Consider the following 26504-nt stretch of genomic DNA (forward strand, 5'->3'; position numbering starts at 1 on the left):
CGGGTTCGTGGATTACCTGGTCACATTGCAGCGTTCGGCCCAGGCTTGCCATAGGGCTTTGAGCTCCTCCGTGCGTTCGGCGTCCTTTGCCGCAAGGTTCTTGTTTTCCGTGGGGTCGCTCCTGAGATCATAAAGTTCCCATGGCGCTTTCCTCGAGCCGACGGCTTTCCAATCGCCGCGGCGGACGGCCTTTTTCCCGAGATGTTCCCAGAAAAGTTCGCGCTCCTGTCCCGGATCATCAGACCTGAATACTGGCGTTAGGCTTATCCCTTCCATCGGATTGATGGGTTCTCCGGACACCGTTTCCGGATAGCTTGCGCCGGAGATCTCGATCACGGTGGGCATGATGTCGATGACATGGCAGGCGGCATGGCGTAGCTCTCCCCTTGCGGCGATACCCGCCGGCCAATGGGCGATGAGAGGGGTCGCGATCCCGCCCTCGTGGGTGTGCATCTTGAATTTTCGGAACGGGGTGTCGGAGGCGTTCGCCCACTCCAGTCCAGCGCTTGCGTGGGAAAGGCCTGTGCCGATCGGTGCGCCCTTCTCGCCGTTGCTGAACCCTCCCGCGCCGCCCTCGGCGGAGCAGCCGTTGTCGGACAGGAAGAGGATGAGGGTGTTCTCGAACTGGCCGAGTGCCTTGAGCCTTGCGACGAGCTTGCCGGTGTTCTGATCGATGGAGTCGATCTGCGCAGCGTAGATCTCCATGCGGTGGGCGAGATCCCTGCGCTCGGCCTCCGGCGTCTCCCCCCAGGACTTTGCCTCCGGATCGCGTGCCGAGAGCGCGGCGTTTTCCGGCACGATGCCCATCCTTTTCTGTTTCGTGAAACGCGCCTCGCGCTCGGCATCCCAGCCCTTGTCGAAGCGGCCCTTGTATTTCGCGATGTCTTCCGGCTTTGCCTGCAGCGGCCAGTGCGGGGCGATGTGGGCTAGGTAGAGGAAGAAGGGCTTTTTCGTTTCCGTGACGGCCTCGTCGATGAAGCCGATCGCCTGGTCGGTGAAATCATCGGTGACATACAGGTCGTCGGGGGGATCGATCTTGTTGTCGTTGGAGAAAATCTCGCGTTTTTTCGAGAGCATGGAGTCCTTGAAATAGAATCCGCCCCCGCCGGGCGAGCCCCAGAAGCGGTCGAAGCCGCGATCCGTGGGATAGTGGCCTTTGCCTTCGCCGACATGCCATTTGCCCGCAACCAGCGTTGTGTAGCCTGCCGGCCTGAGGGCTTCGGCGATGGTCACGCAATTCCTGTTCAGTTTGCCGCGGTAGCCGGGCTTGCCTTCGTCAGCGGTCATCGCACCGACACCGGCCTGATGGGAATAGAGCCCGGTGAGCAGGGAGGCGCGCGTGGGACAGCAGCGGGAGGAGTTGTAGAAATTCGTGAAGCGAAGGCCTTCCGCGGCCAGCGCGTCGAGATGGGGGGTTTCGATTTCCGATCCGTAGCAGCCAAGATCGGAGTAGCCCATGTCATCGGTGAGGATGACGATGATGTTCGGCTTTTCCGCTGCGGCAAGATGGGCGACGGCGATCAGCAGTGCAATGGGGAGGCAGGCAGCGAATTTCATGATGCCAGCTGTACCGCATACGCGGGACGGATCAAGGGCCGTATCGCCTTGCCGCAGCACCGGCCTTCTGCCCACAATTCCCTTGAAATGATGAAGACAATCCACATCGCGGCAAGCATCGCGGCAAGCATCGCTGCGGCCGCCGGCATCGGCATTTGTGAAACACGGGCCGCTGAGAAACGCCAACCCAACGTGATCCTGATCATGACCGACGACCAGGGCTACGGCGAGATCTCCGCCCACGGCAACCCGGTTCTCAAAACCCCGAACCTCGACACCCTCCACGGCGAGAGCGTGCGACTGACGGATTTCCACGTCGATCCCACCTGCTCGCCGACTCGCGCCGCCCTCATGACGGGGCGCTACTCCACCCGCACCGGCGTATGGCACACGATTAACGGACGCTCCATGCTGCGCCCCGACGAGCTGACCCTCGCGGAACTTTTCAGGGCGAACGGCTACGACACCGCCATGATCGGCAAGTGGCACATGGGCGACAATTTCCCCTGCCGCCCCCAGGATCAGGGCTTCGCCCACACGGTCTGGCACCTCGGCGGCGGCATCGGCAACGGCCCCGACTTCTGGGGCAACGACTACTACGACGACACCTATCTTGTGAACGGGAAACGCGAGAAGTTCGAGGGCTACTGCACCGATGTCTGGTTCCGCGAGGCCGCGAGCTACGTGGAACGCAACAAGGACAAGCCCTTCTTCCTCTACCTCGCCCCGAACGCACCGCACGGCCCCTACTTCGTCCCGGACAGATACTCCGCCCCGTACATCGCCGCCGGACTGCCGGAGACCATGGCGAAATTCTACGGCATGATCGCGAACATCGATGAGAACATGGGCAGCTTCCGCGCCCACCTCGCCAAGCTCGGCCTCGCCGAGAACACCCTGCTCATCTTCATGACCGACAACGGCACCACCGCCGGCTGGATCGACCAGGGCGCGGGCTACGAATATTTCAACGCCGGGATGCGCGGCTGGAAAAGCTCCGCATGGGACGGCGGCCACCGCGTGCCATGCTTCTGGCACTGGCCCGCCGGGAAGCTGGAGGGCGGGCGCGATGTGCCGCAGCTCACCGCACACATCGACGTGCTCCCGACACTCGCTGACCTGTTAGGGCTGGAAAAGCCCGACGGCCCTGCAATCGACGGCGTTTCGCTCAAAGCCAACCTGCTGGGCGGAGACGCGGCGCTGCCGGAGCGCACGATCTTCGCCCACGTGCAGCGCGCCTTCCTGCCGCCGAAGTGGGAGAACTCCGTCGCGATGAACCGGAAATGGCGGCTGATCGACGGCAAGGAACTCTACGACATCGCCGCCGATCCCGGGCAGAAAAAGGACATCGCCGCCGCCCATCCGGAGGTCGCGCAACGCCTGCGTGCCGATTACGAGACATGGTGGGCCTCGCTGAAACCCGCGATGGATCACACCGTGCGCTACGTCCTCGGCGGCGAAGAGAACCCGATGACCCTCGCCAGCCACGATTGGCTGATGCCGGGTGTGGAGCAAGCAGCATGGCACCAGAACCAGATCAAGCGCGGCGACCCCATCAAGGGTCCATGGGCGGTGGATGTGAAACAGGCGGGCACCTATGCCATCACCCTACGCCTCTGGCCGGATTACCTGGAAAAGGCCATGCATGTCACCGAAGCCCGCCTGGCAGTCGCCGGGGTGGAGGAAACCATCGCCGTGAAGCCGGAAGCCACCGCCGCCAGCTTCCGCGTCACCCTCCCCGCCGGCCCGACCATGCTCGAAACGACGCTTATCCGTGCCGATGGCAAACAGTCAGGCGCCTATTTCGCCCGCATCGAGCTCACCGGGGACGCCGCGAAGGAGTGACGCGCCGAGCGGAACTGAAGCCAGCTTCAAAGGACACCGTTCAATCCCAGCCCTTCTCCTCCCACTCGCTCATCGGCTTGCCTATGCCGGTGACGATCTCCGCCGGGATGAAAATGACCTCCCTGTCCTTCTTGCTGGCGGGATCGAGCCGGAATTTCACGTTCCGCCTCGTCTGCGAGCCCTCTGCGACGACGATGATGTCCGCGAAGACATCGAGCGCACCGTCCACCGAGGGTTTCACATCCAGTTTCGCGGGAACCTCGAAGACCGCCCTCACCTCACCGGGCGCATAGGATTTTTTCCTGACGAAATCCCTCCTCTCGCCGAGCCATTGCTCCGGGAATTTCTCGTTGCGGCCTGTGATGGAGGTGACGGTGCGGATGCCCTGCACATACATCCTCTCGTGGACACCTTCCCTGCCAACCGCCTCGATGCGCCAGCTGAACGGGCCGTCCAGGTTCGCCACGCCCACGCCGACAACCATCGCGCTGAGCGCGTAGGAACCGCCGCTGGTGCCCTCCGGCCTGACTTGCATGGAAACGCGCGCACCGCCGATCTCCGCACCGCCACCCGCCTGTCCGTATGTACTACGGTTTCCGTAGAATCCCATGCAGGAGGGAAGCGCCAATGCCGCCACGCAGGCGATACCCATCGTTTTCATGCCCCTGCGATAACGCGGCGGCTCACCCGAAGAAAGCCAAATCCCCTCCCAGGGAAAATTCCGCCAGCTCCTCCACGGAAGCGACGGAATCCACCTGGCAGAGCCTCTGCCGCAGATCCTTCGCGCCGGGAAAGCCCTTGCAATAAGCCATCAGCCGCCCGCGCATCGCCGTCAGCGTCTGGCGCTCGTTGCCATACCTGCTGCTCTCCACCGCCATCCGGCAATGGCGCAGGATCATCTCCCATCTTTCGGTTAGAGGCACCGGAGCCATCACTTCGCCGGTCTGCAGGAAATGCTTCGCCTCGCGGAAGACCCAAGGGTTCTGCATCGCCGCCCGGCCTATCATGACCCCGCTGACCGCCGTTTCCCGCTTCCGTTTGGCGAGATCCTCACCGGTCGCGATATCGCCGTTGCCGATCACCGGCACGCCCACCGCCCGCGCCACCGCGTCGATCGTTTCCCAATCCGCCTCGCCGCCGTAGCCCTGCGCCCGTGTCCGCCCGTGCACCGCGATCGCCTGCATCCCACAGTCCTCCAAGGTCTTCGCCACCTCCACCGCGTTCACCGAATCCGCATCCCAGCCGATCCGGATCTTCGCAGTCACCGGCACATCCATCCCCACCGCCTTATGCACACCCTCCGCCACGCTCGCCAGCAGCGGGCAATCGCGCAGCAGCGAGGAGCCGCCGTTGCGCGAAACCACCTTGTTCACCGGGCAGCCGAAGTTGATATCGATGAAATCCGGAATCCTGCCCGCCAGACCCTTGTCGATGATCTTCCGCGCCGCCTCCCCCATCCTCTCCCCGTCCGCCCCAAAAAGCTGCACCCCCACCGGCCGCTGCCCCTCGTCGAACTCCGTGTATTTCCGCGTCCGCTCATCCGCCTGCATGATCCCCTCCGCGGAGACGAACTCCGTCACCATCACATCCGCCCCCATCTCCTTGCAGATCCTGCGGAAAATGAGATCCGTCACCCCCGCCATCGGCGCGAGATACAATGGGAATTTCCCGTCTGAGAACCAGTGAAGCACGACCGCAGGATAGCACCGCCGTCAATCCGCTCGGGCCTGTGTGTGCATTCCCGTATTTTTCACGGAACGCATATCATATCTTCACACAGCCCGCCCATGGTGCGGGCGTGATGAAAACGCTCCACAACACCTGCCTGGCCCTCGCGATCGCGGCGGCACCGCTCTTCGCCGCGAACGATGAATCCGCCTCACCCTATTTCCAGATCCACGGCGATCACCGGGCGGATGTTTTCCCGCTCAAGGAAACCCATGCGGAGGTGACGGTAGCGGGAACCATCGCGGAAGTGACGCTGACCCAGACCTACACGAACGACGGCGAGACACCCATCGACGCGACCTACCTTTTCCCCGCCTCCACCGGCGCGGCGGTGAACGGGATGACAATGACAATCGGCGAGCGGGTGCTGACGGCGAAGATCCGCGAGAAGGAACAGGCGAAGAGGGAGTTCGAGAAAGCGAAGGCGGAGAACAAATCCGCAAGCCTGCTCAGCCAGCAGCGCCCCAACCTGTTCCAGATGGAGGTGGCGCGCATCATGCCCGGCGATGTGGTCAAGCTGTCCCTACGCTACAGCGAGCTGATCAAGCCGGTGGGCGGCACCTATGAATTCGTCCTGCCGACCGCGATCGGCCCGCGTTTCACGGGGGAGGGGAAAACGGAAGGGTTCACAGCAAACCCGCATCTCGGCGATCACGGGAAAACACCGTCGCGCTTTTCCGTGGATTTGAAAATCGCGACACCGCTGCCGCTTCGCTCGCTCACCTGCACGCAGCACGAGGCCAAGATCACCTATCTTGACAAAAGCAGTGCGAGCCTCGAACTCGCGCCCACCGCGCCGGATCGGGATTTCATTGTTCGCTACCGCTTGGCCGATGAGAAGATCGCCTCCGGACTGATGTTGCACCAGGGCGATGGGGAAAAGTTTTTCCTACTCCAGGTCGAGCCCCCGGCAATCGTCGGTGAGCGCGACATCCCGGCCCGCGACTATGTGTTCCTGATCGATGTCTCCGGCTCGATGCATGGTTTCCCGATCAACCTCGCCAAATCGCTTTTCCGAGAGCTCATCGGCAATCTCCGACCCACCGACACGTTCAACGTGGTGCTATTCTCCGGGGGCAGCGAGGTGCTTTCATCCACACCGCTCGCCGCGAATCCCGCGAACATCGAGAAGGCCACCGGGCTGCTCTCGCGCCACAGCGGCAGCGGGGGCACGCAGCTCATCGAAGGGCTGCAGACGGCCATCGCGCTGCCCACGGGCAAGGACATCTCGCGCTCGCTCATCCTCATCACCGACGGATACATCAGTGCGGAGCCGGAGGCTTTCGAGCTGATCCGCAGCGGAGCGAACGGCACGAATGTTTTCCCACTCGGCGTGGGCAGCAGCGTGAACCGACACCTCATCGAAGGGCTGGCGCACATCGCCGGCAACGAGAGCTTCGTGGTGACGAATTCCTCGGAAACGCAGGATGCGGTGAAACGTTTCCGCGATGCGGTCTCCAGCCCGGTGCTGACCGGGATCACGGTGAAGAGCGAGGGCTTCCAAAGCTCGGATCTCCAGCCCGCGCAGCTCCCCGACCTTTTCGCGAACCGCCCGCTGACCTTGATCGGGAAATGGAATGGCGAGCCGGAAGGAACAATAGCCCTGAGCGGCATCACCGGAGACGGGAGAAGCTACACCCAGCGCTTCGAGGTGAGCGAGGCGGCCGCGAACCCCGAAAACCCCGCCCTCCGCACCCTCTGGGCGAGGGAAACCGTGCGCAGCCTCGCCGATTACGCGGAGCTGACCGGCAAACAAAGCATCATCGATGAGGTGACGGAAATCGGCCTAGAATACGAGCTGCTCACTCCCTACACCTCCTTCGTCGCCATCGACGAAAGGCCGCGCGAGGACACAAGCCCCGCCGTGCCGGTGGCACAGGCGCTGCCGCTGCCAAAAGGCGTTTGTTCAGGAGCCGGCGGCAGCGTGCCGGAGCCGAACACCTTCCTGATGATCGCCCTGGTGCTCGTCGCCACCGCATTGCTCCGCATCCGCTGAAACGGCGAAGGGGCATTGGGAACCCGTGATGGATACATCAGGGGATGGCCCGAACGCCACCACCACCCGGGCAAGCAGGAACGAATCTCGAATCTCCCAATCTCCAATTCCCTTCCGATGATGAAACGCCGGATCCCCGTCGCCGCCCTGCTGCTCGCCGCCGTCCCCGTGCTCCGCTGGTATGCGGCGAGGATGCAGGACGGCGGCGGCGAGGCGGCGGGATTGGTGCCGCTACTGTTTGCATCGTGCTTCTTGTTCCGCGCCCGCAGGGAAATCGCATCAAGCACCATGGGGCGCGGCTCCGGCATTGCGGTGCTGCTCGCCTATGCGGTGTCATTCCAGTTTTTGCCGCCGCTCATCCGGGCGGTGATGTTCATCGTCGCGGTGGCATTGGTCACGGGTGTCTGGAGGAAGCCGGGGATCGTGCTGCTGCTCATCCTTTCCCTGCCTCTCGCCGCTTCACTGGATTTTTTCTTCGGCTACCCGCTGCGGCTGGTGACCTCGGTAGCGGCGGAAAACCTGCTCGGCCTGGCCGGGCTGGATGTGGGGCGGGAGGGTGTCGTGCTGTTGCATGGTGAGAACGTGGTCGGGGTCGATCCGGCGTGCAGCGGGCTGAACATGCTGTGGACGGCGGGGCTCTTCACCGGGCTGCTTGCATCCGCCTTTTCCCTGGGCTGGAGGAAAATTTTCCCGCTCGGTCTCGCCGCCCTCGCCATTTCCCTCGCCGCAAACAGCATCCGCGCCAGCCTGCTTTTCTTCCCGGAATCCGGGCTGATCGAGATGCCGCACATCCTGCATCCTGTCATCGGCCTGGTCATCGCTGCGTTGGCGCTGGCCGGGCTTGCGAAGCTGGCGAGGGGTCTGGCGGACAGGGAAAAACCAAGCGCTGCGCCGCCATCCCCACACAGCCCGCTCGCCCTGACCATCGCCGCAGTTTGTGCCGCCGCCGCGCCTTTGTTCTCGATGGCAAAACCCCCGGATGAAATTTCCAGCGCCCCGCCGCTCCACCGGTTCGGGGGACAGCCGGTCACACAGGTTGCGCTGACTGCGGCGGAGGAAAATTTCTACGCGGACTTCCCCGGGTACATCGCGGTGTATGAGGGCGATGGCTTCAAGCTCACCGTCCGCCACGTCACCCGTGCAACCCGCAAGCTCCACCCCGCCTCCCACTGCCTGCGGGCCGAGGGATTTTCCATCGGGGAAAAAACCACCCGTACCGATGACGCGGGCGGGCACTGGCTCACCTACACCGCCACGCGCAACGGCATTCCCCGGACAGTCCGCGAGCGCATCCGCCGGGCTGAGGGCGGCGGACAGTGGGCGGAAATTTCCGCATGGTATTGGAGCGCGTTTCTCCGCCCGAGCGACGGCCCGTGGGTGGCGGAGACGGTGATTGGAGCGCAGTGATTCCTTTTTACATTTCCCGCACGGGACATAACCTCACCTGCAAATGGACAGCGGGATCAAGGAACGGCTCGATGAATTCATCCGGCGCAAAGGCCTGCGCCGCACCGTGCAGCGTGACCAGATCGTCGATGTGGTTTTCTCCAAGGACGAGCATTTCACAGCCGACGAGCTCTTCGACCGCGTCCGCAAGGTCGATGGCGAGACGTCCCGCGCCACCGTCTATCGCACGCTCGGCCTGCTGGTGGAGGCGGATCTGCTGCGCCAGATCGATCTCGGCGAGAGCCAGGTGACCTACGATCCGAATTTCCTGGAGAAACCTTCGCACAACCACCTGGTCTGCATCGACTGCGGGAATGTCGTGGAGTTCGAGGATGGCAACGTGGACATCCAGACGGATTGCGTGACGCGGCGGCTCGGTTTCAGGCCTGTCAGGCAATCGATCAAGATCGAGGCGAGCTGCGAGCAGCTGCGGCTCAAGGGGCGCTGCCCGAACCTGATCGCGACGCGCCTCTCCGGGAAACGCCTGCGCCGCAAACGATGATCAAGCCGCGCTTCGAGGCATCGCCGCTGGTGGCCACGGGGGATTTCCGCAAAGCCCTCGGTAAATGGTTTTCCACGGACGGTAAGGATTACCCATGGCGGCGGACGCGCGATCCTTACTCGATCCTGGTTTCCGAAATGATGCTCCAGCAGACCCGTGTGGCGACGGTGCTGGGAAAGGGTTATTACACGCGTTTCCTCGCGGAGTTTCCGGATGTCGCATCGCTCGCCGCTGCGGATGACACCCGCCTGCTGAAAGCATGGGAAGGCCTGGGCTACTACCGCCGGGCACGGATGCTGCGGAGTGCGGCGGCGGGGCTTCTGGAAATCCACGGCGGTGTTTTCCCATCGGAGGAAAAAGCACTCCTCGCCCTCCCCGGCATAGGCCCCTACACGGCGGCGGCACTGCTTTCGTTTTCCTTCGGGAAACCCTCCGCGCTGGTCGATGGCAATGTCTCCCGCGTCCTTGCCCGGTTGATGGACGACGCGGAGACCATCGAATCCTCGGCCGCCGTCAACAGGCACCGCGAATGGGCGCTCGCCCTCTGCGATCCGCAAAACCCCCGCATCCACCACTACGCCATGATGGAGCTGGGCCAGACAGTCTGCCGCCCCGGCGTTCCGCTTTGTGAAATGTGCCCGGTGTCCCGTTTCTGCAAAACCCGCGAGCCGGAGAAACTGCCGGAGAAAAAGAAAGCCCCGGCCATCACGGAAATCACCGAACATGCGATCTGGAGCCGCGACTCCCAAGGCCGCATCCTGCTCCACCGCGAAACCGGAAAACGCCGCAACGGGCTGTGGAAACTCCCGCTGAGGAACGCGGATTTCTGCGCACCGCTGGCACTCATTTACGAGGCCAGCTACCCGATCACCCGCTACAGGGTTTTGCTCAAGGTGCATGCAGCTCATCGTCCCGGAGTGGAACAGGGCGAAGAGTGGATCGACCCGCTGCGGCTGGAGTCCCTGCCCCTTGCCGCGCCGTTCCGCAAGGCGCTCGGGCGGATCTCGGCGGATTTTTGAAATCGGGTGTGACTCCCCTCCGTAGCTGTGGTTTCCTCTTCCGCGAATGGTCAGACTTTTCCTGAAAACGGGCGCAGCCCTCACCGGCTTTCTCATGCTGGCATGTTCACCGGTGCCGCCGCCCCAATCCGCGAATCCGGCCATCCCCGGCGAGACCGCGAGGCAAATCGTGCGCGAAAGGCTCTCGGCAGTCGTCGTCACATCGAAGGACGGGCTGGGCAGCTGGGTGGACAGGAAATTCTCCAGCTCCGAGGCTCCGAAGGATGCCGACGGAGGCTCCGCCGCCCCGATCACGGCAGACGGATATTTCCTCACCGCAGACCACGTGCTGGCGCGCTCCGATGGGAAAAACGTATTCATCATCTATGGCAGCGGCGGGAGGATCACCACCTCCAAGGCGCGCATCGTCTGGCGCTCGGGGTCGGACGATCTCGCGCTGCTCCACATCCCGCGCAAGACACCCTATTTCTACCAGTGGACGCCCGCCGACAAGTGGCTCACTCCCGGCCACGGCATCATCCACGGCGGCATGGCCACGGGCTTCCGCACCTCTCCCGGCCGCCTTCGCACCGCCCTCTCGCCGGAAGGCGCGTTCACCGGCAACAGGCCCTTCAAGATCGACATCCCACTCCAGCCCGGCGACAGCGGCGGCCCGGTCGTTGATGCGTTCGGAAACCTCGTCGGCATCAACTCCGCCGTGGAATTCATCATCCCGCTGGAGACCGCGATTTTCATCGACTCGGAGGGAAACCGCCCGAACACCAGGAAGCTCGCAGCCATCATCGGGAAAGACCGGGGCACACGCTGAGGGACGCAAGCATGAAGCACAAACCGACAGCCGCCCTCCTCGCCGCCATCGCCCTTGCATGCGGCTCCTGCATCCCCGTTTCGAATTCCACATACATCATGGGCACCACTGCGGCCGCGAACGACCACATCATGTTCGTCCGCCAAGCCCCCCCGACCTTCGGCTTCCGGCGGCTGGCCGCGCTGTCGATCCGCCACCCCGATCTCGCGGCCTTCACCCGCATCCACGGCATGCCGGACTTCCTCGCGGAGACCAACAAGGGGGACAACCGCTACCTCATCCTCTACTACCTCGGCCCGCGCAAGGCCTTCGCCTGCCGCACGGATTCCGGGAAGTCCTCTCGCGTCGAGTTTTCCGGCCCATACCCCGTTACGGAAAGCGAATACAAGACCCTCGCGGGGCTGCGCTAACAGGGCTGCGAATCCGGCTTGCCAAGGCCGCACGGCGAATCCATACATTTCCAACGGATGGCGAAACCTTTCTCACAGCTGGAATTCCGCTTCCCCGCATGGTTGCGGCCCGCCAAGCCGTCCCGGAAAAGCAAGCGCCAGCCAAGCGCCGCATCGGGCTGCGACCCGGGCATGACCGCATGGTGCCAGGAAACCGCCGCTTCCCTCGGGCTCCCGGAGCTCGCCCGCAAGGTGCGCGTCTCATGGAATCCCCGGATGCGCACCACCGCGGGCCGCGCCTGGTGGCCAGACCGCAGCATCGAGATGAACCCCAAGCTGCGCGAGATCGCCGATGCCCAGGTCTGGAGGACGCTCAAGCATGAGTTCGCCCACCTCATCGCCTACGAGCGCTGCGGGCGGCGGCGCATCGATCCGCACGGCGCGGAGTGGCGGGCGGCCTGTGCGGAGCTGGGCATCCCGGATGAAACGACCTACCACAACCTCCCGCTCAAAGGCCGCAAGATCACGCGCAACCATTTCTACTCCTGCCCATCCTGTATGGCCGTGATCGGCAGGGTGCGGCCTTTCCGCCGTGCCGTAGCCTGCTACTCCTGCTGCCGGAAATTCAGCGGCGGCCTCTACGACAACCGTTTCCGGCTCACCAAGACGATTGGCTGAATCCGAATTTTGGACAAGGCGAGCCGGATGTGCCGCTGTTCCGGTTGCAAGCCCGGTGCAACGGGCTAACATCATACCATGACCACCTCATACCTCTTCCAGAACACCGCCCTGATCTACGGCTTTTCGCCGACGATCATCATCATCTTCGTGGCCACCGCCATCGCCAGCTGGCTCGTGAGCAGCACGCTGAAGCGCCGCTTCAACGAGTATTCGCAGATCCCCATCCGCTTCACCGGCGCGCAAATCGCCGAAACCATGCTGCGCGAAAACGGCATCAACGATGTCCGCGTCATCAGCACCCCGGGCAAACTCACCGACCACTACGATCCCACCACCAAAACGGTGAACCTCAGCGAGGCGGTGTATGGGATGAACAACATCGCCGCCGCCGCTGTCGCCGCCCACGAGTGCGGCCACGCCGTCCAACACGCGAAGGCATATGCATGGCTCACGATGCGTTCGAAAATGGTGCCCGCCGTCCAGTTCGCAAGCAACGCCATGAACATGCTCCTGCTCGCCAGCATCTTCGCATCCGCGATGTTCGCCTCGCCCGCTTTCCTCTACGGCTGGGTCGCGCTGTTCGCCGTCACCACCCTGTTTTCCGTGGTCACGCTGCCCGTCGAGTTCGATGCCAGCAAACGCGCCCTCGCCTGGCTCGAAGGCTCCGGCGTCTCCTCGTCCATGGATCACGAGAAATCGAAAAACGCCCTTTTCTGGGCTGCCATGACATACGTGGTCGCAGCGCTCGGCTCCATCGCCATGCTCATCTACTACGCTTCGATGCTGCTCGGGCGCAGGGACTGAACGCAAACCACGTGCATCGCAACTAGCCGAAGTATCGCGGCTCGTTACCCGGCTTCCACTTGATGTTGCAGCCGCTGCTCGGGATGCCTTTCTTCGGCACCTCGCCGTCCAGCATCTTGGCAACCGCTGCGCGGAGATCGTCGCCGGTCGCGGTGCCGCGCCCCGGCCTGCTTTCATCGAACTGACCAGCATACATCAGCCTGCCCTCCGCATCGAACAGGAAGAAATCAGGGGTGCAGGCCGCGCCGTACTGCTTGGCGATGTCCTGGGAACGATCCAGCAGATAAGGGAAACCCCAGCCGCTCTCCCTCGCGAAATCCTTCATCGCCTCCGGTCCGTCCTGCGGGTATTTTTCCAGATCGTTCGAATTGATCGCGACCGTGCCCACCCCTTTTTCGGAAAGCTCTTTCGCAAGCTCGCCGAGCTTTTCGGCCAGATGAATCACGAAGGGGCAGTGGTTGCAGGCGAAAACCACGATCGTCCCGTTCTTGCCCGCCACATCCCTGATGGCGTGGGTTTTTTTCCAAGCATCCGGAAGCTCAAAGCCCGGCGCGTTGTCCCCATACCTCAACTCGAATGTCGATGTCACTTCAGCCATGCAACAGGATTAGACCTTTTCCTGGATACTGCAACCCGTGTCTTCCTCTCGATTAGGGTTTAAAATGTAAGATTTAGGGTTTACCCAAGTCCTGTGCTCACACCGGAGGAGAAAGCCCGCTACTCCCGCCACCTCATGATCCCCGGGATCGGCGAGGCAGGGCAGTTGCGGCTGAAAAACTCATCCGTACTCCTCATCGGCACCGGCGGGCTCGGCTCACCCGCCGCCCTATACCTCGCCGCCGCAGGCGTTGGCCGCCTCGGGTTGGTGGATCCCGACACCGTCGATCTCTCCAACCTCCAGCGCCAGCTCCTACATTCCGACTCCACCATCGGGAAGCCCAAACTCGATTCCGCCGCCGCCCGCCTCCGCGATACAAATCCCCACATCACCATCGATCTCCACCCCGTCCGCTTCGCACCGGAGAACGCCATCCCCATCGCGGAAAACTACGACATCATCCTCGACGGCTCCGACAACTTCCCCACCCGATTCCTCGCCAACGACACCGCATTTTTCCTCAAAAAGCCCCTCGTGTATGGCGCCATCCACCGCTTCGACGGCCAGATGACCGTCTTCGCCCCCCACCTTGGAGGCCCGTGCTACCGCTGCATGCTTCCGGAAATCCCGGCGCCCGGCGCCGTCCCCTCCTGCAACGAGGCAGGAGTCCTCGGCGTCCTGCCCGGCATCATCGGCTCCCTCCAGGCTATGGAGGCCATCAAGCTCATCCTCGGCACCGGCGAGCCGCCGCTCGGGAAAATCCTCATTTACGATGCTCTCCGCACTTCCTTCCGCTCCCTGAAACTGCCCCACGATCCCGCTTGCCGCCTCTGCGGGGAAAATCCCACCATCACTTCCGTCAGCAATGCTGAAACCACGGCAGATCCTTCCTGCCAAACCACCGATCCCAACATGCAAACCATCACCGCCGCCGAACTCAAAGCCCGCCTCGACTCCGGCGACCTCAACGCCCTCCTCATCGACGTCCGCGAACAAGAGGAATGGGACGTCGTGCACATCCCGCAGGCAAAGCTCGTCCCTCTCCAGACCATCCCCACCTACGCGCCCAACCTCCCCAAGGACACCCAGATCATCATCCACTGCAAGGCCGGCATGCGCTCCGCCAAAGCCTGCGAATACCTCACCTCCCTAGGCTTCGAAAACGTGGTCAACGTCACTGGCGGCATGGACGCGTTCCAGAAACTCTGATCTGTCCCTTCGAATCGAATTCTTCACCTAATCTGGCGGTTTCCTCTTCCATTCGCCACGGATCGCGTCCATTTGCGGCGGAGTTCTTATGTCCACTCTCCTCTCCGCGAACGAAATCCGCCTCGCCTATTCCTACCAGAATCTGCTCGACGGCGTCACGCTGGCGGTCGCAGCCGGTGAAAAGGTCGGCCTTGTCGGGCGCAACGGCTGCGGCAAAACCTCACTCCTGAAAATCCTCACCGGTGAATCGCAGCCGGATTCCGGGGACATTTCCCTCCGCCGCGGCATCCGCACGGGCTACCTCCCTCAGGAGTTCGAGCTCGATCCCGAGCTCTCCGTCCACGAAAATATCGCCCTCGGTGCCGCTGACATTGTCGAGGCGATCCGCCGCTACGAGAACGGCGACGGCACGGAAACCGAACTCCACGATTTCCTCGAATTCATCGACCACACCGATGGCTGGAACCTCGACGCCCGCATCCTTTCCCTCTCCAACGCCCTCGGCACACCTCCCCTCGAATCCCCCACCAGCCCGCTCTCCGGAGGGGAAAAACGCCGCGTCGCGCTATGCCGCGCCCTTGCCTGCCAGCCGGATCTTCTTCTGCTCGACGAGCCGACGAACCACCTCGACGCCGAATCGATCCGCTGGCTGGAGGACGTCCTGAAAAACTTCGCCGGAGCCGTCATTTTCGTCACCCACGACCGTTACTTCCTCGACGTCATCGCCACCCGCATCATCGAGATCGATAACGGCAAAGCCTACTCCCACCCCGGCAACTACACCGCCTTCCTCGAATCCAAAGCCATACGCCAACAGATCGCCGAGCAATCCGAGGCAAAGCGCCAGAAATTCCTGAAATCCGAGCTCGAATGGGTGCGCGCCGGAGTCAAGGCACGCGGCACCAAACAACAAAGCCGCCTCGACGCCTATTACGAAGTCGAAGGCCAGGAAGCCCCGCCCGAAGAGCGGGAGATGGATCTCCTCCTCCCGCCCGCCGCGGATCTCGGGAACGTCGTCATCGAGCTGGAGCAAGCGGGCGTGAACGTCGGCACGGAAAAGCACCCCCGCTGGCTCTTCCGCCACCTCGATCTCTCCATCCGCCCCGGCACCTGCACCGGCATTGTCGGGAAAAACGGGGTCGGCAAGACCACTTTGCTGAAGCTCTGCCTCGACCAGCTCCAGCCCACCGAAGGCACCGCCGTCCTCGGGAAACGCGTCAAGATCAACTACATCGACCAGACCCGCATGCAGCTCGACGGCACCGGCTCCCTGTTAGATGAAATTTCCGACGGCAACGAGAAAGTCCAGTTCGGCAACGAGATGCTCGGTGCCCGCGCTTATCTCCGCCGCTTCCTCTTCAACAACGAGCGCATCAACGAGCGCGTCGATCTCCTCTCCGGCGGCGAACGCGCCCGCCTCATGCTCGCAAAAGTCCTCAAAACCGGCGGCAACCTCATCGTGCTCGACGAGCCGACCAACGACCTCGACCTCCCCTCGCTGCGCATGTTGGAAGAGGCTCTCTCGGCCTTCGGAGGCAGCATCCTGGTCGTCTCCCACGATCGCTATTTCCTCGACCGCATCTGCGACCAGATCATCGCCTTCGAGGACGGCGGCATCCACGTCACCCCCGGAAACTATTCCTACTACCTGGAAAAGCGCCAGCAACGCGAAGCCGCCCTTAAGAACGAGGCGAAGGCCTACAAAGCCCTAAAGCCAACCGCGCAGAAGCCCACGGAAAAGCCCCGCAAGCTTTCCCAGAAGGAACGCGCCGAACTCGATACCATCGAGGACAAAATCTTCGCCGCCGAGGACGAGGTCACCACCATCGAGCACCGCATGAACGACCCCAAGTTCCAGCTCGAGCATTACGAAAAAATCCCCGCCGAAATGGAAAAACTCGAGTCCGCCCGCGCCGCCACCGCCGCCCTCTACGCGCGCTGGGAAGAACTCCAGGCCATCGCCGATGCGGAATGAGCAAGGAGGGGCTGCATTCTGCTGCCCGGCAACCCAAGCAATATGGAGAAGGGGTCGGTGTGCCCCCTTCTCCATATTTATCCTGCGGAAGAATTCCGCCGCTCCTTGCTGGAGAGCCGCGCTTTCAGCCGGCTTTTTCATAGCTTGAGCAAAAGCCTGCCAAAGGCGCGGCTCTCCATCACCTGAAAATCTCTCACTATCGAACCTTGACGCATGAAGCTCAGAAAACATTTTCAGAAAACACCTCCAGCACCGGATTCGACCTCCTCTTCACCCCGACTCCCGGTTGCAGCTACACCGTCCAGGCCAGTCCGGATCTTTCCCTTGGAAGTTGGAATCCCGTTCCCGCGACGATGACCGGCTCCCCGGTGACCACCGCCACCGTCCTGAAATCCGACCTCCCGGCCAACGCCACCCGCCACTTCTTCCGCCTCGTCCAAACGGCCTCCCCAGCCCCGTGACCTAATGGAGAGCCGCGCTTCCAGCCGGCTTGTTTCTTCTTTCGGCCAATCGATAGCCGGCCACAGGCGCGGCTCCCGATTCCCTGACAAGCCCTCCCAAGAACACTTGCGCGGAGTTTCTCAACCCAAATTGCAAGTTGCCTGAGGCAAAGAGTTCAGGCATGTTCATCCCATGACCATCACCCTGCCAGATGATCCCGCGTTGCAGGATTTCACCGAGGCGGACATTCGCCTTGACCTGGCTTGCGCACTTTTCGCAGCGGGTCGCATCTCCCGCCCCATTGCCGCCCGCATGGCTGGTATGGACTTGCACGACATGGACCGTGAATTGCAGCGCCGCAGGATATCCGGATTCACTGAGGAAACACTCGATGAGGATATGGCCGCACTGAAAACCCTTTTCCCCCGGTGATCGTCGTCACCGACACCTCGGTGATTCTGAACCTATGCCTTATACAACGGGCGGAGCTGCTACCTCAGCTTTTCGGAAAAATCATCTGCCCACCTTCGGTGCGCGCGGAGTTTGAAAGGCTTGCGAAGTACGACCCAAGGTTTGCGGGACTTTTCTTTCCCGAATTCATCGAAGTGAAACCAGTGGGAAAGATACAGCCCGAACTGGGTGCAAACCACAGGATTCACCCAGGAGAGATTGAAGCGATTTCCCTAGCACTCGAATCGAACGCGCAGGCTCTACTCATCGACGAACGCGCGGGGCGCCAAGCCGCAGCGGCCTTGGGACTGCAATGCATCGGAATCCTTGGCATTCTGCTCCAAGCCAAATCCAAGCGGCTCATCGAATCAGTCTCCCCGCTCATCGCGCAACTGGAATCACAGGGCCAATTCTGGATGGCTCCCGGATTGGTAAAAAGGATTCTGGAACTCGCAGGCGAAACCTGATCCATCGAGGAGCGGATGAACGACCCCGAGTTCCAGCTCAGCAACTACGGGCAGGTCGCCGCCGAAATGGAAAAACTCGAGTCCGCCCGCGCCGCCACCGCCGCCCTCTACGAGCGCTGGGAAGAGCTCCAGGCGATCGCGGATGCGGAATGATTTCATTTCCATTAGGCGAACAACACATTCGGCTTGTGGAAACCGGTGGATCGGATAGAGATGCGATTCATGAAAAAAGCCCTCATTGCTTGCGGTGCGGCCATTATCCTTTCCGTGCCTTTGGACGCGGAAACCTGACCCGCAACGGCGCTGCGGGAGATCCCGGGATTTCCGGTTCGGCACCCGGCCAGGCAGGCGGTTCCGGAAGTAATGGAGAGGGTTTCAACGAGTCCGTAAATTCACCGGACGACGCCAACAAGACCCTGACCATCAACTCAGGCCCGGGAGGCACAGGAGGCTCCGGAGGAAGCAACCCCCAAGGGACTGGCGGAGGCGGAGGGGCTGGAGGCAACGGAGGATCGGCGGTGGGAACTGCGGAAATTTCCCGCGATGCCGCAACCCAGGTTCTTTCCATGACACTCGTAGGCGGCGGCGGCGGACAAGGAGGCAACGGGTCAAACCGCGCAGGTGGCGGTGCACGGGGGGGAGACGCCGGAGATGCAAGGGGCACCGCAACTTTCACGGCCGGACCGTCCACAACCACCCAGAACGCGACCCTGAACATCAATGGCGGAGCTTCCAACAGCGCAGGCTCAGGACACATCGACACCCTAGGGAACACTGGTGGCACGGCGGGGCGAGCAAGGAGCGGAGGAAAAGCGATCACGAGCCTCACCATGCAGGGAAGCACGGCCACCACCACCCAGCAGGTGAGCATTTCATCGACTGCGGGTGCCAGCGGATCAAACGGGCTTGGGGCGGGCGTGCCCATCAGCCTTTCAAGCGACCCGAGCCATTCCATCGGATCCGAGCTTGAGTTGGATATTTCCACTCCGGCCAACAACGCCAGCATAGCTATCAACGCCACCTCACGCGGAGGAAACGGGGTGGGCCGTCCGGATTCGGTCATTGGCGGGCCGCTTCCTTCACGCGGGGTGCTGCGCCCGTCACGGGTCGAAGCAAGCGGACAGAACTCCTCGATCTCGGCCGGCTTCTCGGTGGCCGGAGGAAACTGTTTCGGATACACGGTGCCGAACCAAGGGATCAGCGTCGCACTTCCCGGCGATTTCCCAAGCATAGCCCGTGGCGCTTCGCCACTTGCCGAGCCGGTTGACCTCTCCGCCGGACCGGGCGGCAACATCACCTCAAGCATGAGCCTGACGGGCGGAAGCGGGGGCACGGTTTTGACAAGCACCGGATTACGTCCGGGGGATGGCGGGCGGGTCGAAGTTGGGGAAGCACTCCTTAGGGCCGTATCCGCAGGCGGGAACATCACCCAGACGGTCACCGGAAACGGCGGCACCGGGGGATCTGCCACCTCAAGAAACGGCACCGGCGGGCATGTGTCCCTGTTCAACACCATGAGTGCGGAAACCAGCACTGGGGAAATCACCCTCACCCAAAACGCGAACGGCGGAACACTCGGCGGAAGGGCCGTTTCCCATCTTGATTTCGATGGAACCAGCTCCGGCATCCTCACGGTCACCACGGCCGCGACCGGTGGCCAGGTATCGAGCAACAGCTCCCTGAACTCCTCGCTTGGCTCAGGGGAGGCCACCACCATCATCCGGGGCATCGGTTCCAATACCACCGCGAATGCAACCGCCAACGGAAACACTGCATCGAGCCAAATGTTCGGCGCATTTGCGAATGCGACCTCCGACGCAACCGGGCCGTCGAATGTGAATTCCATCGCCACTGCACGCGCAGGAAGAGGAGTCATCCACGGAAAGAGCAAAGCCACCAGCTTTGCCAAAGTGACACAACCGGGAACCGTCGCGAGCGCACGCGCATCCACCAACGGGGACTTCGGTGCGCAGATCTGCACCGCCGTTTCCGAAGGTCATCCGTCGCTCCCTGTTTCATGGATCACCTCCACCTACTCCGCAGACCGCATCAGCCGGGGTGGCTCGGATACGTCTAACTTCGCCGCCACAGGAGCGAATGTCCGAAATAGCGCCTTTGCCACGAACAGCACACGCGCCGCATCCTTCGATGACCAGGACGCCACACAGAAACAGGAGGCCGTTGTCGGCCCCTTCGGCACGAATCCTGTCCCCGCCGGACTTTTCAATACGCTCACTGACGAGAAGCATCTGATGTCAGTCCGATTCACCCAAGGCGCGAACACCCTCGTTTATCCGTCCGGGCTGACCACGACTCATCGCCACGGCGGAGCCTTCCGGCTGCGCGAGGGAGGCTCGGGAGGCAGTCTCATCATGTCAGGGCTTGGTTTCACGCACTCGGGAAGCGGATTTGATTCCGGCGTGTTCCGGTTCCGGAAAGACGGCGCAACGGTGATCGAAATGCCTTTTGCAAATCCATCCGAAGCCGCCGCGATTTTCTCCAACCAGACCCTTACACTCGCAGATCTCTCAAGCGCAAACGCCGGGACGGTTTTCTCCTGGGAAGTGGAAATCACCACCTCCGCCGCCGCGCAGGGATACGACGGAAATTTCCTCCTCTCCGCCACCTCGAACACCGGGCTGCCCATCGCCCCGCCGCCGGCGCCCACCGCAGGCCTCACGCTGCAGGGCCTCACTCTCGCCGCGGACTTCTCGGATGCCTTCGCCCTCGCGAACAGGTTCGGCGGAACCGTCACAGGCGGAGCGCCGTTCTCAAGGATCACCATCGAAGCCTCTTCAGACCTTGGTCAGATCGATCCGTGGACTCCAATCCGTACCGTCACAACCGACAGCCAAGGCATGGTCGCGCTCGACCCCCTAGCCGACCCCGCCGACCCTGGAGCCGACAAGATGTTCATCCGCGCCCGCGCAGATTGAACGGAAAGCGCGGAGACAAAAATGGTGAAAGCCTTCTGTTGTTCTCTGCTTTCCTTGCTAGCCGATTTCCAGCTCACCAACTACGGCAAATTCCCACGGAAATGGAAAAGCTCGAGTCCGCCCGCGCCGCCACCGCAGCACTCTACGCCCGCTGGGAAGAGCTCCAGGCGATCGCGGACGCAGGGGAATGATGCAATGCAGCGGGTTGGTTTCCCCAATCACACCCCGACCAAGAGCGGCGTCCCGTAGGTCGTGAATCCGGTGGATTCCTCCACCTGGATATCCAGGATCTCGCCGGTCAGGCGGTCGGCATCACCTTCGAAGATCACGATCTTGTTCTGCGGCGTGCGTCCGCTGAGGGTGGAGGGGTTGTGCTTCGACGGTCCCTCGCAGAGAACCTGCTGGACGGTGCCGACGATGGCCGCGTTCTTTTCCTTGGCAAGGCGATCCACGGTTTCGAGCAGGCGCTGGTTGCGCACTTCCTTCACGGCCTCATCGATCTGGCCTTCCATCTCCGCCGCCGGGGTGTCCTTGCGTTTCGAGTAGCGGAACACGAAGGCGTTGTCGAACTGCAGGCGCTCCACCGTATCCACCGTGGCTTGGAAATCCTCTTCCGTTTCACCCGGAAAGCCTACGATGATGTCGGTGGTGATTGCGATGTCCGGCCTGGCCGCGCGCATCTTCTCACAGATCTCGACGAACTTCGCGTTCTTGTACGGCCGCCGCATCAGTTTCAAAATCCGATCCGATCCGCTCTGCATCGGGAAATGGATGTGGGACATCAGCTTCGGCAGATAGGTGAACGCGGCGACGAGATCGTCCCGGTAGCCGATGGGATGCGGCGAGGTGAAGCGGATGCGCTGGATGCCATCCACCTCGTGCACCGCCTCCAGAAGCTGCACGAAAGGTGATTTCCCATCCACCTTTTCAAATTCCGTGCGCCCGTAGAGGTTCACGATCTGGCCTAACAGGGTAACCTCCTTCACACCCTGCCCGGCGAGGAATCCCACTTCCTTCACGATGTCCGCAATCGGCCTGCCGCGCTCCTTGCCGCGCGTGTCCGGGACGATGCAGAACGAGCAGCGCATGTTGCAGCCCTGCATGATGGAGACGAAGGCGGACGCGTTGCGCGCCTTGGGAAGATGGTCCCGGATTGTGTTCTGGGAATCGGCTTCCTCCGCGATGTCGCAAACGGAAGTCCCGGTGAGGGAAAGCGCCGGATCGTCCATCCTTGCCTCCATGCGGCGCTTCAGGATGCCGTCCACATACTCGAAGACCTTGTGATACTTCTGGGTGCCGACCACCACATCAAGGTGCGGGATGCGCTCGAAAAGCTCCTGTCCGCGCGATTGCGCCATGCAGCCCATGAAGCCATAGACGACGTGCGCGCGCTTCCTACGCTGCGCTCCCATGATGCCCATTTTCCCGAGCGCCTTCTGCTCCGCCTGATCGCGCACCGAGCAAGTGTTGATCAGCACCGCATCCGCATCCTTTTCGGTCTGCGTCAGGGTGTAGCCGCCCTCGGTGAACATCCGCGCCACCTGCTCGGTGTCGCGCTCGTTCATCTGGCAACCGTAGGTCTTGAGGTAAACTTTCGGCATCTGGGGAAAAGGGTCACGCCAGCTTCAGGCGCTCGTCGGATTCGATTTTCTCGGTGAGCGCGGGGTATCCGCCAACCACCTGCATGTTGAAGCAGTGCAGATAGACGGTGAAAATCTTCGGATCGAACACATCGACGAGCCTGTCCACGGTCGCGTCGAGCCGCTCCTTGTCGAGCGACCTCGGAAGATCGCCGACCACCGATCCCTTGCCATCGTGGGGGATGCCGAGGCCGTCACAGAACATGCCGAGCATGGATTGCTGGCCCGCCAGCAGGTAGGCCTGCAGGATCTGATCCCCGATAGCGTCGCAGGCCTTGATCTGGAGGGTCTTGTGGATCCACGCATATTGCTCTCCGAGCGACTTCTTCTGGACAAAGACAGGCCTGAGCTTGCGGTTTGCGGCCAGCGTGGAGACGGCGGATTTGTAAACGTTCTTGTCGTTGGCGCGGAACCAATCGAGGATGGCGGAGACTACGGCTGGATCGACGGCGGTAAAGATTTCGTGGGATTTCACTGTGCGGTGCTTTGGATGGGCGGGTAGTCAAATCGCTGCTCCCCCATTACGCAACACTCTTTCAACACCTGTCCATACCATCCCCAGGCACGGCGAAACTGGCGATCCCGGGAAATTTGCCGGATTTGATTACCGAAAATCGGAGAAACAAGCCAGTTTGGGCTTGCAACTCCGGCGGATCTCTGTTTTCAAACCCAGCCCGCCACCGTCCACCACCATTTGTTTTGAGCGAAAAAGCCCTGCCAGCCGTACCCGAGAACATCGTCTCCTTCGGCCAGGCAAAGCCAACCTCGCAACTTCCCGGCTCCACTATGAAAAGCGATCTTGTCGAACAGGCCTCTGAAATCGTCACCGACCCTCTGGTCCTCATCAACCTTGTTTCCCAAAGGGTTCGCCAGCTCAACAGCGGCCGCTCCCCTTTGATCCCGACCCGCCCGAGCATGGGCGCTGCTGACATCGCACTGACGGAAATCATCGAGGGCAAGATCAAGCTCATCGAGCGCCCGCTTCCCCAGTAAGGAGGGCTCACGCCTCCCATGAGCGCCGAGATCGCCACCAACCGCAAGGCCGCACGGGACTTCCATATCCTCGACAAATACGAGGCCGGGCTGGAACTGAAAGGCACTGAGGTCAAGTCGATCCGTGCCGGAAAAATCAACATTTCCGATGCCTTCGCCCGCGTCGAGGGCCACCAGGTTTTCCTTTATGGCTGCGATATCCAGCCATGGCAGACCGCCGGGGAATGGTTCAACCACCAGTCCAAGCGCCCGCGCCGCCTCTTGCTCAACAAAAAGGAGATCCTCAAGCTCTCCGCTGAGACCGCGATCAAGGGCTGCACCCTGCCGCTGCTTCGGATGTATTGGAAAGACCGCCGCGTGAAGGTCGAGATCGGTGTCGGCAAGGGCAAGACCCACTCCGACCAGCGCCAGGATCTGAAGAAAAAGGTCGAGATGCGCGAGGCGCAGCGCGAGATGTCCCGTTTCAACCAGCGGTGATTCCGGCGCCCAGCGTTGCAAAGCCCGTGACGGGCGAAGGGGCCATGGCTGAAGCTCCAATGCGCCATGGCGGGATAATGCTCCCGGGGCAATTTGAAATTTGAGCTTTGGATTTTCGCTGCGCACCATGCCCCGGTGATCGCCCGCGTCCTTATCGACGGCCCCTCGGAGCTTGTGTTCGACTATGCCATCCCCGACGGCCTGCCGGTCGCGGCGGGCTGCCGAGTGCGCGTGCCGATACGCCAGAAAACCAGCTCCGGGACGGTGCTTTCCGTAAACCCTCCGCCGGAGCAGAGCGAATTCGCCATGCGGGAGGTGAAATCGCTCGTCGAGCCGGAACCGCTCATCACGCCCACCCTCATCAGGGTGGCCCGCTGGATATCCGACTACTATGGCTCCAGCATCGAGAGCGTCATCCGCTCCATCCTGCCGGAAGCCGTCCGCACCGAGGACAACTCCGCCAAGACCCGCCGCATCGCCACAGCCTTTGATAAGCCGGATCCGGAAGAACTGGCAAAGCTGGAAAAACGCGCTCCCAAACAACACGCCATCCTCACACTCCTGCTCGCGGCGAAAGACCGCACCCTACCCACCACGGAGCTTGGCGAATCCTCCGCCCCCTCCTTGAAATCCCTCGCATCCAAGGGCTTCATCAAAATTTCCAGCGAGGAAATCCGCCGCGACCCCGAAGCCGCCGAGGAAATCATCCCCTCCAAACCCCTGACACTCAACGACCAGCAACAGGAAGCCTTCGAAAAAATCAAATCTTCCCTTGGCGGACTTGGCGACTTGGCGGCCCAACCCATTTTGCTGCTCGGCGTCACCGGCAGCGGCAAAACCGAAGTCTATCTCCAGGCCGCTCAGGCCGCCCTCGACATCGGAAAGACCGTCCTTGTCCTGGTCCCGGAAATCGCCCTCACCCCGCAGACCGTCCGCCGCTTCAAATCGCGCTTCTCCCACCTCACCGACCAGGTCGCCGTCCTCCACTCGAACCTCTCCCATGGCGAGCGTTACGACGAGTGGCACCGCATCCGCAAAGGTACGGCACGCATCGTAATTGGTGCGAGATCCGCCGTCTTCGCCCCGCTCCCGGATCTCGGCCTCATCATCATCGATGAGGAGCACGAATCCACCTACAAGCAGGAAAACGTCCCCCGCTACCAAGCCCGCGACGTCGCCGTCCTTCGCGCCGCCTTCGAGCAATGCGCCATCGTCCTCGGTTCCGCCACCCCTTCCCTGGAGAGCTGGCAAAACACCCTTTCGGGAAAATACCGGCTCCTCCGCCTCGACAAACGAGCCGACGCCCACTCCATGCCGCTCGTCCGCGTGATCGACATGCGCCTGGAAAAGCAGAAACAGAAAGGCCAGGTCGCCATCCTCTCGGACAGGCTCCGCAGCGCCCTTGAGCTGCGCCTCGAAAAAGGCGAGCAATCCATCCTCTTCCTCAACCGCCGCGGCTTCGCCCGCTCCCTCCAATGCCACTCCTGCGGCCACACCTGCGAGTGCCCGCACTGCGCCGTCGCCCTCACCTACCACCGCACCGATGAGCGCCTCGTCTGCCACGTCTGCGGCCACCAATCCATCGTCCCGAGGAAATGCCCGGAGTGCAAAAACCCCGGTATCGCCCTCCAGGGCTACGGCACCCAGAAGGTCGAGGAAGTGTTGCAAAAAGTCCTCCCCGCCGCCCGCTTCGCCCGCATCGATGCCGATGCCATGCGCCGCAAAAACACCCTCCGGGAAATCCTCCGCAAATTCAAATCCCAGAAAATCGACGTCCTCATCGGCACCCAGATGATCGCCAAGGGCCTGCATTTCCCCAATGTCACATTGGTAGGGATTTTGAACGCCGACCTCGGCCTGCACGTCCCCGACTTCCGCGCCGGCGAACGCACCTTCCAGCTCATCACCCAGGTGGCGGGAAGAGCCGGGCGCGGCGAGCTGGAGGGCGAGGTCATCGTCCAGACCTACACTCCTCATTCGCCTTCGATCCAGTTCGCCAGAAAGCACGACTTCCATGGTTACGCCGAGCAGGAGATGGAAATGCGCCGCCAGTTCAAATTCCCCCCTTTTGCCCACTGCGGAGTCCTGACCGCCCGCTCCAGCCATGAGCGCCGCGCCGAATTCACCCTCCAGACCCTGCACCTGCGCCTCAAGGAAAACCTCCCCCACGGCATCACGCTCGGGGAAGTCCTCCCCAGCCCCCTGATCCGCTCCCACGACCAGTTCCGCTTCCAAATCACCCTCCGCTCCCAAAAAGCCCGCCCCCTCACCAACCACATCCAGACCGTCCTCAAAAAAACCACCCTCCCCGAGGATGTCACCGTCGTCTTCGACATGGACGCCTACAATTTCTCCTAGCGGCGATGTGGGGGGCGATCTTCGGTCGCCTTTTCCCTATTTGACAGCAAGCCGGCAAACCAGCTGACATGGTACGTTGAAAACCACCATCGAGCTCCCACCGGATCCCATACGTGAAAGGAAGCTCCTGGCCGTCCGCGAAAACCGGAAGTTCATGGATGTCGTCGCTGACTTGCCGAAACGCG

The 26504-nt window shown here is 62.2% G+C and carries 25 protein-coding genes; 19 read left to right on the forward strand and 6 right to left on the reverse strand.

Annotation, left to right across the window (positions count from 1 at the left end; all coding sequences use genetic code 11):
- Positions 1-12 precede the first annotated feature (12 nt).
- On the reverse strand, positions 13-1557 hold the full coding sequence (locus tag HZ994_08105; protein ID QTN32294.1) for an arylsulfatase: 1545 nt from the start codon (positions 1555-1557) through the stop codon (positions 13-15).
- Between the two features lie 87 nt (positions 1558-1644).
- Here HZ994_08105 and HZ994_08110 point away from each other — a divergent pair, with 87 nt between their 5' ends.
- On the forward strand, positions 1645-3402 hold the full coding sequence (locus HZ994_08110) for an arylsulfatase (protein ID QTN32295.1): 1758 nt from the start codon (positions 1645-1647) through the stop codon (positions 3400-3402).
- Between the two features lie 40 nt (positions 3403-3442).
- Here the strand turns inward: HZ994_08110 and HZ994_08115 are convergent, their stop codons facing one another.
- Complete coding sequence (locus HZ994_08115) at positions 3443-4063, reverse strand: hypothetical protein (GenBank protein QTN32296.1); 621 nt, start codon at positions 4061-4063, stop codon at positions 3443-3445.
- Between the two features lie 22 nt (positions 4064-4085).
- Positions 4086-5093, reverse strand: coding sequence for a tRNA dihydrouridine synthase DusB (gene dusB / locus HZ994_08120; protein ID QTN32297.1), 1008 nt, complete (start codon positions 5091-5093; stop codon positions 4086-4088).
- 110 nt (positions 5094-5203) lie between these two features.
- Between dusB and HZ994_08125 the strand changes: the two genes are divergently transcribed.
- The 8 genes from HZ994_08125 to HZ994_08160 all read left to right on the forward strand — a co-directional run bounded on the left by HZ994_08125 (position 5204) and on the right by HZ994_08160 (position 12775).
- On the forward strand, positions 5204-7126 hold the full coding sequence (locus HZ994_08125; protein ID QTN32298.1) for a VWA domain-containing protein: 1923 nt from the start codon (positions 5204-5206) through the stop codon (positions 7124-7126).
- 120 nt (positions 7127-7246) lie between these two features.
- Positions 7247-8533, forward strand: a complete 1287-nt coding sequence (locus HZ994_08130) for an archaeosortase/exosortase family protein (GenBank protein ID QTN32299.1) — start codon at positions 7247-7249, stop codon at positions 8531-8533.
- Between the two features lie 43 nt (positions 8534-8576).
- Entirely contained in the window at positions 8577-9074 is a 498-nt protein-coding gene (locus HZ994_08135) for a transcriptional repressor (protein ID QTN32300.1), read from the forward strand.
- A complete protein-coding gene (locus tag HZ994_08140) occupies positions 9071-10093 on the forward strand; it encodes an A/G-specific adenine glycosylase (GenBank protein QTN32301.1) in 1023 nt (340 codons plus the stop codon). Before HZ994_08135 ends, HZ994_08140 begins: the two co-directional genes overlap by 4 nt.
- A 46-nt stretch (positions 10094-10139) precedes the next feature.
- Entirely contained in the window at positions 10140-10901 is a 762-nt protein-coding gene (locus tag HZ994_08145; protein QTN32302.1) for a serine protease, read from the forward strand.
- An 11-nt stretch (positions 10902-10912) separates the two neighbouring features.
- Positions 10913-11311: a hypothetical protein gene (locus tag HZ994_08150; protein ID QTN32303.1), complete on the forward strand. Its 399-nt coding sequence runs from the start codon at positions 10913-10915 to the stop codon at positions 11309-11311.
- Positions 11312-11368: 57 nt separating this feature from the next.
- Positions 11369-11968 carry a SprT-like domain-containing protein gene (locus HZ994_08155; GenBank protein QTN32304.1) on the forward strand — a complete coding sequence of 200 codons (600 nt, stop codon included), beginning with the start codon at positions 11369-11371 and terminating at the stop codon, positions 11966-11968.
- Between the two features lie 78 nt (positions 11969-12046).
- A complete protein-coding gene (locus HZ994_08160) occupies positions 12047-12775 on the forward strand; it encodes a zinc metallopeptidase (protein ID QTN32305.1) in 729 nt (242 codons plus the stop codon).
- A 22-nt stretch (positions 12776-12797) separates the two neighbouring features.
- Here the strand turns inward: HZ994_08160 and HZ994_08165 are convergent, their stop codons facing one another.
- The gene (locus tag HZ994_08165) at positions 12798-13373 is read right to left on the reverse strand and encodes a thioredoxin family protein (GenBank protein ID QTN32306.1); all 576 of its coding nucleotides are present in this window, start codon (positions 13371-13373) and stop codon (positions 12798-12800) included.
- Positions 13374-13508: 135 nt separating this feature from the next.
- On the opposite strand from HZ994_08165, the gene moeB reads away from it, so the two are divergent.
- From moeB to HZ994_08200, 7 genes are all read left to right on the forward strand, one after another.
- On the forward strand, positions 13509-14582 hold the full coding sequence (gene moeB, locus HZ994_08170) for a molybdopterin-synthase adenylyltransferase MoeB (GenBank protein ID QTN34344.1): 1074 nt from the start codon (positions 13509-13511) through the stop codon (positions 14580-14582).
- A gap of 88 nt (positions 14583-14670) precedes the next feature.
- Positions 14671-16557 (forward strand): ABC-F family ATP-binding cassette domain-containing protein, encoded by a 1887-nt coding sequence (locus tag HZ994_08175; protein ID QTN32307.1) that lies wholly within the window; start codon positions 14671-14673, stop codon positions 16555-16557.
- 206 nt (positions 16558-16763) lie between these two features.
- Positions 16764-17018, forward strand: a complete 255-nt coding sequence (locus HZ994_08180) for a hypothetical protein (GenBank protein QTN32308.1) — start codon at positions 16764-16766, stop codon at positions 17016-17018.
- 172 nt (positions 17019-17190) lie between these two features.
- Entirely contained in the window at positions 17191-17430 is a 240-nt protein-coding gene (locus HZ994_08185; GenBank protein QTN32309.1) for a UPF0175 family protein, read from the forward strand.
- Positions 17427-17915 (forward strand): DUF3368 domain-containing protein, encoded by a 489-nt coding sequence (locus tag HZ994_08190; GenBank protein QTN32310.1) that lies wholly within the window; start codon positions 17427-17429, stop codon positions 17913-17915. The genes HZ994_08185 and HZ994_08190 overlap by 4 nt, the downstream gene beginning before the upstream one ends.
- A 15-nt stretch (positions 17916-17930) precedes the next feature.
- Positions 17931-18068, forward strand: coding sequence for a hypothetical protein (locus HZ994_08195; protein QTN32311.1), 138 nt, complete (start codon positions 17931-17933; stop codon positions 18066-18068).
- Positions 18069-18481: 413 nt separating this feature from the next.
- The gene (locus HZ994_08200) at positions 18482-20851 is read left to right on the forward strand and encodes a hypothetical protein (protein ID QTN32312.1); all 2370 of its coding nucleotides are present in this window, start codon (positions 18482-18484) and stop codon (positions 20849-20851) included.
- A gap of 218 nt (positions 20852-21069) precedes the next feature.
- Here the strand turns inward: HZ994_08200 and miaB are convergent, their stop codons facing one another.
- Together miaB and HZ994_08210 are read right to left on the reverse strand one after the other, a co-directional pair.
- The gene (gene miaB, locus HZ994_08205) at positions 21070-22452 is read right to left on the reverse strand and encodes a tRNA (N6-isopentenyl adenosine(37)-C2)-methylthiotransferase MiaB (protein QTN32313.1); all 1383 of its coding nucleotides are present in this window, start codon (positions 22450-22452) and stop codon (positions 21070-21072) included.
- A 13-nt stretch (positions 22453-22465) separates the two neighbouring features.
- A complete protein-coding gene (locus HZ994_08210; GenBank protein ID QTN32314.1) occupies positions 22466-22966 on the reverse strand; it encodes a hypothetical protein in 501 nt (166 codons plus the stop codon).
- Between the two features lie 311 nt (positions 22967-23277).
- On the opposite strand from HZ994_08210, the gene HZ994_08215 reads away from it, so the two are divergent.
- The 3 genes from HZ994_08215 to priA all read left to right on the forward strand — a co-directional run bounded on the left by HZ994_08215 (position 23278) and on the right by priA (position 26319).
- Positions 23278-23484: a DNA-directed RNA polymerase subunit omega gene (locus HZ994_08215; protein ID QTN34345.1), complete on the forward strand. Its 207-nt coding sequence runs from the start codon at positions 23278-23280 to the stop codon at positions 23482-23484.
- Positions 23485-23502: 18 nt separating this feature from the next.
- A complete protein-coding gene (gene smpB / locus HZ994_08220; protein QTN32315.1) occupies positions 23503-23961 on the forward strand; it encodes an SsrA-binding protein SmpB in 459 nt (152 codons plus the stop codon).
- 135 nt (positions 23962-24096) lie between these two features.
- On the forward strand, positions 24097-26319 hold the full coding sequence (gene priA / locus HZ994_08225) for a primosomal protein N' (GenBank protein QTN34346.1): 2223 nt from the start codon (positions 24097-24099) through the stop codon (positions 26317-26319).
- The last annotated feature ends 185 nt before the right edge of the window (positions 26320-26504 follow it).

Source organism: Akkermansiaceae bacterium (genome assembly GCA_017798145.1).
Taxonomy (GTDB): Bacteria; Verrucomicrobiota; Verrucomicrobiia; order Verrucomicrobiales; family Akkermansiaceae; genus Luteolibacter.

Coding starts and splice junctions, on each gene's coding strand:
- moeB (QTN34344.1), top strand. CDS start 13,509: ATGATCCCCGGGATCGGCGAGGCAGGGCAGTTGCGGCTGAAAAACTCA.
- HZ994_08110 (QTN32295.1), top strand. CDS start 1,645: ATGATGAAGACAATCCACATCGCGGCAAGCATCGCGGCAAGCATCGCT.
- HZ994_08200 (QTN32312.1), top strand. CDS start 18,482: ATGACACTCGTAGGCGGCGGCGGCGGACAAGGAGGCAACGGGTCAAAC.
- HZ994_08160 (QTN32305.1), top strand. CDS start 12,047: ATGACCACCTCATACCTCTTCCAGAACACCGCCCTGATCTACGGCTTT.
- HZ994_08140 (QTN32301.1), top strand. CDS start 9,071: ATGATCAAGCCGCGCTTCGAGGCATCGCCGCTGGTGGCCACGGGGGAT.
- HZ994_08135 (QTN32300.1), top strand. CDS start 8,577: ATGGACAGCGGGATCAAGGAACGGCTCGATGAATTCATCCGGCGCAAA.
- HZ994_08130 (QTN32299.1), top strand. CDS start 7,247: ATGAAACGCCGGATCCCCGTCGCCGCCCTGCTGCTCGCCGCCGTCCCC.
- HZ994_08195 (QTN32311.1), top strand. CDS start 17,931: ATGAACGACCCCGAGTTCCAGCTCAGCAACTACGGGCAGGTCGCCGCC.
- HZ994_08145 (QTN32302.1), top strand. CDS start 10,140: ATGGTCAGACTTTTCCTGAAAACGGGCGCAGCCCTCACCGGCTTTCTC.
- HZ994_08125 (QTN32298.1), top strand. CDS start 5,204: ATGAAAACGCTCCACAACACCTGCCTGGCCCTCGCGATCGCGGCGGCA.
- miaB (QTN32313.1), bottom strand. CDS start 22,452: ATGCCGAAAGTTTACCTCAAGACCTACGGTTGCCAGATGAACGAGCGC.
- HZ994_08155 (QTN32304.1), top strand. CDS start 11,369: ATGGCGAAACCTTTCTCACAGCTGGAATTCCGCTTCCCCGCATGGTTG.
- HZ994_08165 (QTN32306.1), bottom strand. CDS start 13,373: ATGGCTGAAGTGACATCGACATTCGAGTTGAGGTATGGGGACAACGCG.
- HZ994_08150 (QTN32303.1), top strand. CDS start 10,913: ATGAAGCACAAACCGACAGCCGCCCTCCTCGCCGCCATCGCCCTTGCA.
- HZ994_08105 (QTN32294.1), bottom strand. CDS start 1,557: ATGAAATTCGCTGCCTGCCTCCCCATTGCACTGCTGATCGCCGTCGCC.
- smpB (QTN32315.1), top strand. CDS start 23,503: ATGAGCGCCGAGATCGCCACCAACCGCAAGGCCGCACGGGACTTCCAT.
- HZ994_08175 (QTN32307.1), top strand. CDS start 14,671: ATGTCCACTCTCCTCTCCGCGAACGAAATCCGCCTCGCCTATTCCTAC.
- HZ994_08115 (QTN32296.1), bottom strand. CDS start 4,063: ATGAAAACGATGGGTATCGCCTGCGTGGCGGCATTGGCGCTTCCCTCC.
- HZ994_08215 (QTN34345.1), top strand. CDS start 23,278: ATGAAAAGCGATCTTGTCGAACAGGCCTCTGAAATCGTCACCGACCCT.
- HZ994_08185 (QTN32309.1), top strand. CDS start 17,191: ATGACCATCACCCTGCCAGATGATCCCGCGTTGCAGGATTTCACCGAG.